This window comes from uncultured Limnohabitans sp., from assembly GCF_937889215.1.
Taxonomy (GTDB): Bacteria; Pseudomonadota; Gammaproteobacteria; order Burkholderiales; family Burkholderiaceae_C; genus Limnohabitans_A.
On record NZ_CALBEX010000570.1, the window covers coordinates 1 to 5,767 of the forward strand.

Here is a 5,767-nt window from a genome sequence, read left to right on the forward strand (position 1 = left end):
ATCAGTGCACCCCATTCAGTGTCCACCGGGCTTTGTACGCTCCGCAGCGCCAAGGGAAATGTGTACATTTCGGGTGAACGCATGACCACCAACGGGCCGATAAAGTTATTCCACGATGCGATGAACGCGATCAATCCGAGCGTGCCAAACGCAGGCCCAAGCAAGGGCACGACAACACTCCAGTAAATTCGAAATTCACCGCAGTTGTCCATGCGGGCCGCCTCAATCAACTCTTTGGGTATCGCTGAGGTGATGTACTGGCGCATGAGAAAAATACCCATGGCAGGGGCAGCCCCCGGTATATAAAGCGCCCTAGGTTGGTCGATCCAGTTGAGCGCATCCATGATGAGAAACGTCGGGATCATGCCCAAAAATGAAGGCACGAGCATGGTGCCCATGACTAAAGCAAACAGCATTTTTTTATAGCGAAACTCATACACCGCAAATGCAAATCCCGCCATGGAGCAAAACAGCAAGGTCAGCGCTGTGCCCATCAAACCCACATACAAAGACCAGCCCAAATTCTTCCAAAATGGGATTTTTCCCATGAGAATTTTCATATTTTCGAGGAAATGGTCCCCAAAAAACAAAGGTGGCGGTACGCTGAATATTTCTGCTCGGGGTTGTGTTGCAAACACGAACATGAAATAAAACGGTCCCAGCATCAACAAAGCCCCGAGCGTGATGAGCACCCACCCACCCAGCCCCAGAGTCGGATTGTTTTCTGACATTGACGCACTCATGTCTGACCTTCTTTGTTTTTAAAGGCTTTGTTTGTGATCAGCGTCATGACCAAAATAATCACGAACAGCATCCACGAAATAGCACTCGCCAAACCAAAATCATTGAAGTCGAAGGCTGTCCGGTACATGTACATGGCAGTGGTCATTCCCGAGTACTCCGGGCCCCCTTTTCCACCCGTCAAAATGAAGGGCTCCTCAAAAAGTTGCAAGCCACCAATTACCGTCAAGGTCACGCCGAAAAACATGATGGGTTTGAGTTGCGGCAAGGTAATGAACCAAAATTGTTGCCAACTTTTAGCCCCATCCATGCGCGCGGCTTCGTACAGATCTCGTGGAATACTCTGCATGGCTGCCACGTACAAAATCACGTTGAATCCCAGATACCGCCAAAAAACAACGGCCGACACCACGGGTTTGATCGCTTCTGGGCTGCCCAACCAATCGATGTTCTCAGCAGGCAACACACCATTGAGCAGTGGCCATTTCGCCAATTCCGCCAAGGCGGCGTTCACCATGCCGTAATCGGTGGAGAACAAGGTACTGAACATGATGGCAATGGCCACCGTGGATGTGATGTAAGGCAAAAAATACGCCGCCATGGCGGCGTTTCTCCAGCGCCCTAATTTTTCATTGATCAAGTAAGCCAATGGAATTGCCACCAAGTGCTGAGGCATGCCTGACGCCAAAGCCATCCACAAGGTATTGCCCATTGAAGTCCAGACCAGTGGATCCTCGATGGCGAAGATGAGGTTTTCCAGCCCCACATATTCCATTGATCCGAGTCCCTGAACGGGATCCCACATATGGAACATGAGGACAAACGAAAACACGATCGGAAACAAACCAAATACCAGGAACAGCAATAAAAATGGACTGATCAGCACGTACGGTGCTGCCGCTGGCTTCAAGATCGGTTTCATTATCGGCTGGATCTTCTTTGCACCAAACGGTGCGCATCTTTCAACGCCTGTTCAATTGGTTTGTTTTTATTGAGGACAAGGTCCAACTCAGCATTCACGATCTCTTCAGCCACACTGTCGTTTTTGAAGACCGTGGTGGGCTTGATTTGTAAAGCTGTATTTTTCCATTCAATACGTGCCTTTTGGCCACCCAAAAATGCCACTGGTTGTTCAAAGAACGTACCACTCTGCGCCTCGATCAGGGCAGGGAATGCATTGAACTTTTCAAACGCCATCTGTTGTTGTTTGCTGTTCAGGGTCAGGTGCTGGATCAGATCCCACGCAATGGCTTTGTTCACTGCTTTTTTGGGTATCGCGTAGAAGGTTCCACCCCAAGAGGTGGCAACACGCTCTGGCAAAACCGTTGACCGCCACATGCCACTGGTGTTGGGTGCGAGCCAATTTTGCAGGTGCCCTCCCAACCAAGCGCCCATCATTTGCACGGTGACTGTTCCGCGCTTGAGCGACTCGCCCCATTCGTTGGACCAAGGGTTGATCTTGGCATCCAAGCCCTCTGCCCTTATTTTTTGGGCAAGTTCAAAGCCTCTTTTAAAGCGTGGCGACGAGTCAATGACGGATTTACCCTCTGCATTGAAGTAAACGCCCTGCCCTTCAGGTATGCCTGTCCTGATCAAGATGTCCTTGACATCTCGTGCATGGGCGACCAAGTAAGCGCCTGTGCTTTTTTTGATCTTTTGACCACTTTGAATAAAGCTATCCCATGACTGTGTCAATTCTGATTCTTTGACCTTCGCTTTGGCCAACAAGTCGTTTCTATAGAACATGGCACCCGGGCCGATGTCGGTGGGAATCGCCACTTGACCGTAGTTTGCAGATCGGCCTTGGGCCATGGCGTATGTCACCAACTTGGGATCAAACTGACCCACCTGGTAGGGTGACTTTTCCAGATCTTCCAGACCCCCACTTTGTGCAAACCGACCCAAGTAACCGTACTCGATGGTCATCACATCTGGCAAACCGGTTGATGTCGCCAAAGCCGTTGTCATGGCTGTGTGATGGTCTGCGTATTCCCGCCCAACCACTTTGACCTCTACGTTTGGGTTTTTCTTTTGCCATTATTGTAATGACGCTTTGACGATTTCATCTACCGCAGGAAATGCTGCGACAGTGATGGTCGTTTTCTGTGCCATGGCCATGTTCAATGACAAGGCGCAAACGACAAATGAAGCGATTTTTTTCATATTGGTCCCTGTTTGTGAAAGCGCTTTCATTTTTAAGCAAGGTTAAATCACTGTCAAGTCAACCAAGGGTTTCTACTTGTTCTACATACCTTGCCAATTTTTGACATTCAAAGCAAAAAGGCCACTCTTTGAGTGGCCTTTTTTGCTTTAAGTTGACGGTGTGCCTTGCCCTTCGGGCAAGCTATGACCGACTCAGATGTAATAGAGACGATCGCGCACCATTCTGGAAGCGCGGCGGGTCATCAGAGTTTCCAGGTTCTGGGCCGGTGCTTTGTCTTGGACAGCACGGTCCATGGCCACTTGCAAATCGCTCATCAAACGTGAATCGGTTTGCGCCATGGCCCACAGGCGCTCGTCTGCACGGCGGCGGGCCACCTGGGCAGACCAGCTGTCCAGACCGGTCATCAGGTTTTGCGCCAGTGCGCGTGTGACGCCTCGCAACAGGCCAATCGCCAATGCTGCAACAGCCCACAGGGCCAGCCAAGCCGCCACAACATGGGTTTCAGCCCAGGTGTCGATCATTTGGTTGGTGATGACCACCAATGCGGCCACCCCAGCGGCCAGCATGAGGCTCGCCACGAGTTTGGTGGATGATGGGGCCACTGCAGCAGCTGCGGCGGGGGTGGGCATTTGGCCTAAGATTGATTTGGTAGCGGTGTTCATTTTGTGTTCCCTTGATTCGCTTTTGTTTTCTTTGGCAATCCAAGTTATCAAAACCATGAGCCGAATCATAGGGTTTTTACCAATGCCGTTCAACTTTATATTCATGATGTCATTCATTCATAATGGTGATAGATAAAGCCATCACCATGAACACCCCCATCCCGGCCACCTTTCGCAACCTCGACCTGAACTTGCTGCGGGTGTTTGACGAAGTCATGGCCGAGCGCAGCCTGACCCGCGCCGCGCAGAACTTGGCCCTGACCCAGCCGGCCGTGAGCAATGCCTTGCGCCGACTTCGCGACGCATTAGGCGACGAACTGGTTCGCCGCCACGGCCACGGGATCGAGCCGACGCCACGGGCTTTGGCGCTTTGGCCCAGCGTTCGGGGCGCCTTGCGGGAGCTGCAAGCGGCCATCGTGCCCAGCGCTTTTGAGCCTGGTCAGGCCAACAGCACCTTTGTATTGGCCATGGCAGACGCCACGGCAGCCGAACTCATGAGCGGACTGGCACGCGAAATGGAACTGCAAGCGCCCGGCGTGTCCTTGCGCGTATTGCCGCTGACCACACGCGATCCACGGCAACTGTTGAGCGATGGCACCGCCGACATTGCGCTGGGCTACTTTCCGGCGGTGTTGACCGATTTGACAGCCCGCGCCCAATCGGGCGAGGCTGTCGCTTACGCCCACAAGCGCCTGTATTCAGGCGAATACGTGTGTGTGATGCGCAAGGGGCACCCATTGGCCAAACGCCCGATCACCCTGCAAGACTATTGCGCGGCGCGTCATTTGCTGGTCAGTTTTTCTGGGCGTGCGTACGGCTTTATCGATGAGGCCCTGGCCGCGATCGAGCAGCAGCGGCGCATCGTGCTCACCGTCAACCAGTTTTTTACCGCTGGGCGTGTGGTGGTCAATTCCGATTTGCTGACGGTGCTGCCCCGCCACTTTGTGCCCACCACGGGCATGACCAAAGAGCTGGTGCTGCACGAGCTGCCCTTTGAGGTGCCGCCTGTGCAAGTGCATGCCCTTTGGCACCGCAAACGCGAACAAGACAGACCGCACCAATGGCTGCGCGACCAGCTGCAACTGGTGGCCCAACAGGCCTTTTCCACCGAAGTCAAAACATGAACATTCAGCTCCTGTCGGACCTGCACCTGGAGTCCAACCCCACATTCGCGCCCACCGCCGCGCCAGATGCCGATGTGCTGGTGCTCGCAGGCGACATTGGTTCTTACCAAACCGGCTCGGCCCTGGCCGCAGCAGGAGATGCAGACTTTGGCCTGGCGCGGTTTTCACCACTGCACGGCTGGCCCACCCCAGTGCTGTTTGTGCCCGGCAACCATGAATACGATGGGCTGGACTTTGACGACGCCCATGCCCGGCTGCGCCAAACTTGCGAGCGGCTGGGCATCACCTGGCTGGAGCGCGAGGTGCTGCAATTAGGCGGCGTGCGGTTTGTCGGCACCACGTTGTGGACCGACTTTGATGCGCTGGGCCCGCTGGCTGGGCAAGCCATACCCGACCCGCTGACCGACAAAATTCCAGCGCATTTCAGCCACCCCAACAGCCAATACACGCGCCAGCTCAAAGCCCGCGATAAAGCCTTTCGGGCCGCCAACTATTACCTGCGCAAAACCCTGACCACAAGGCAAGCCGAACCTTGGCTGGCTGAGGGGATGCGTGAGCAAGCCCTGCAATGCCAGGACTGGCTGAGCGCTGCGCTGCATGCCCCTTTTGCAGGCCCCACCGTGGTAGTCACGCACTTTGCGCCCAGCTTGGGCAGCGCCGATCCGCGCTACGGCCATGTGCCGGGTACAGCGGGTTTTTGCAACGCGCTCGACCACTTGCTGCCCCACGCCCAGTTGTGGCTGCACGGCCATTTGCACTGCGCGAGCGACTACACCCAAAACGGCTGCCGCGTGGTGGCCAACCCGCTGGGCTATGCGCGCAAAAACGAACAAGTGATGTTCAAACCGCAATGTGTGCTGCAAGTGCTTTGAACATGTCGCTGCACGACGAGACACCTGTCGGACCATAAAGGCCCGACCTACAGGGGATCGGTCTTTGTAGGTCGGTGCCTTCAGGTCCGACGTTGTGCACCAACGTCACTTGAACATGTCGCTGCGCGACAAAACATATGCCGGACCGTCAAGGCCCGACCTTGTATGATTTTTCTCAATGCCTGTGAACGTGTTTTTCTTTTA

General features: G+C 54.4%; 6 protein-coding genes and 1 pseudogene. 2 read left to right on the plus strand and 5 right to left on the minus strand.

All coding sequences use genetic code 11. The features are described 5' to 3' along the window. The 5 genes and pseudogenes from Q0341_RS14235 to Q0341_RS14255 all read right to left on the minus strand — a co-directional run. The coding region (locus Q0341_RS14235) for a carbohydrate ABC transporter permease (RefSeq protein ID WP_299514640.1) at positions 1-743 on the minus strand (743 nt) is incomplete at its 3' end. Beyond that, complete coding sequence (locus tag Q0341_RS14240; RefSeq protein ID WP_299514642.1) at positions 740-1,663, minus strand: sugar ABC transporter permease; 924 nt, start codon at positions 1,661-1,663, stop codon at positions 740-742. The genes Q0341_RS14240 and Q0341_RS14235, both read right to left, overlap by 4 nt. After that, positions 1,663-2,766, minus strand: a pseudogene (locus tag Q0341_RS14245) (ABC transporter substrate-binding protein); the annotation flags it as partial. The pseudogene Q0341_RS14245 and the gene Q0341_RS14240, both read right to left, overlap by 1 nt. Positions 2,767-2,778: 12 nt before the next feature. Then, positions 2,779-2,904, minus strand: coding sequence for a hypothetical protein (locus Q0341_RS14250; protein WP_299514644.1), 126 nt, complete (start codon positions 2,902-2,904; stop codon positions 2,779-2,781). Between the two features lie 192 nt (positions 2,905-3,096). Further along, positions 3,097-3,567, minus strand: coding sequence for a hypothetical protein (locus Q0341_RS14255; RefSeq protein WP_299514647.1), 471 nt, complete (start codon positions 3,565-3,567; stop codon positions 3,097-3,099). A gap of 146 nt (positions 3,568-3,713) precedes the next feature. On the opposite strand from Q0341_RS14255, the gene Q0341_RS14260 reads away from it, so the two are divergent. Both Q0341_RS14260 and Q0341_RS14265 read left to right on the plus strand, forming a co-directional pair. Further along, entirely contained in the window at positions 3,714-4,691 is a 978-nt protein-coding gene (locus Q0341_RS14260) for a LysR family transcriptional regulator (protein ID WP_299514650.1), read from the plus strand. After that, positions 4,688-5,563: a metallophosphoesterase gene (locus Q0341_RS14265; protein WP_299514652.1), complete on the plus strand. Its 876-nt coding sequence runs from the start codon at positions 4,688-4,690 to the stop codon at positions 5,561-5,563. Before Q0341_RS14260 ends, Q0341_RS14265 begins: the two co-directional genes overlap by 4 nt. Positions 5,564-5,767: the final 204 nt, after the last annotated feature.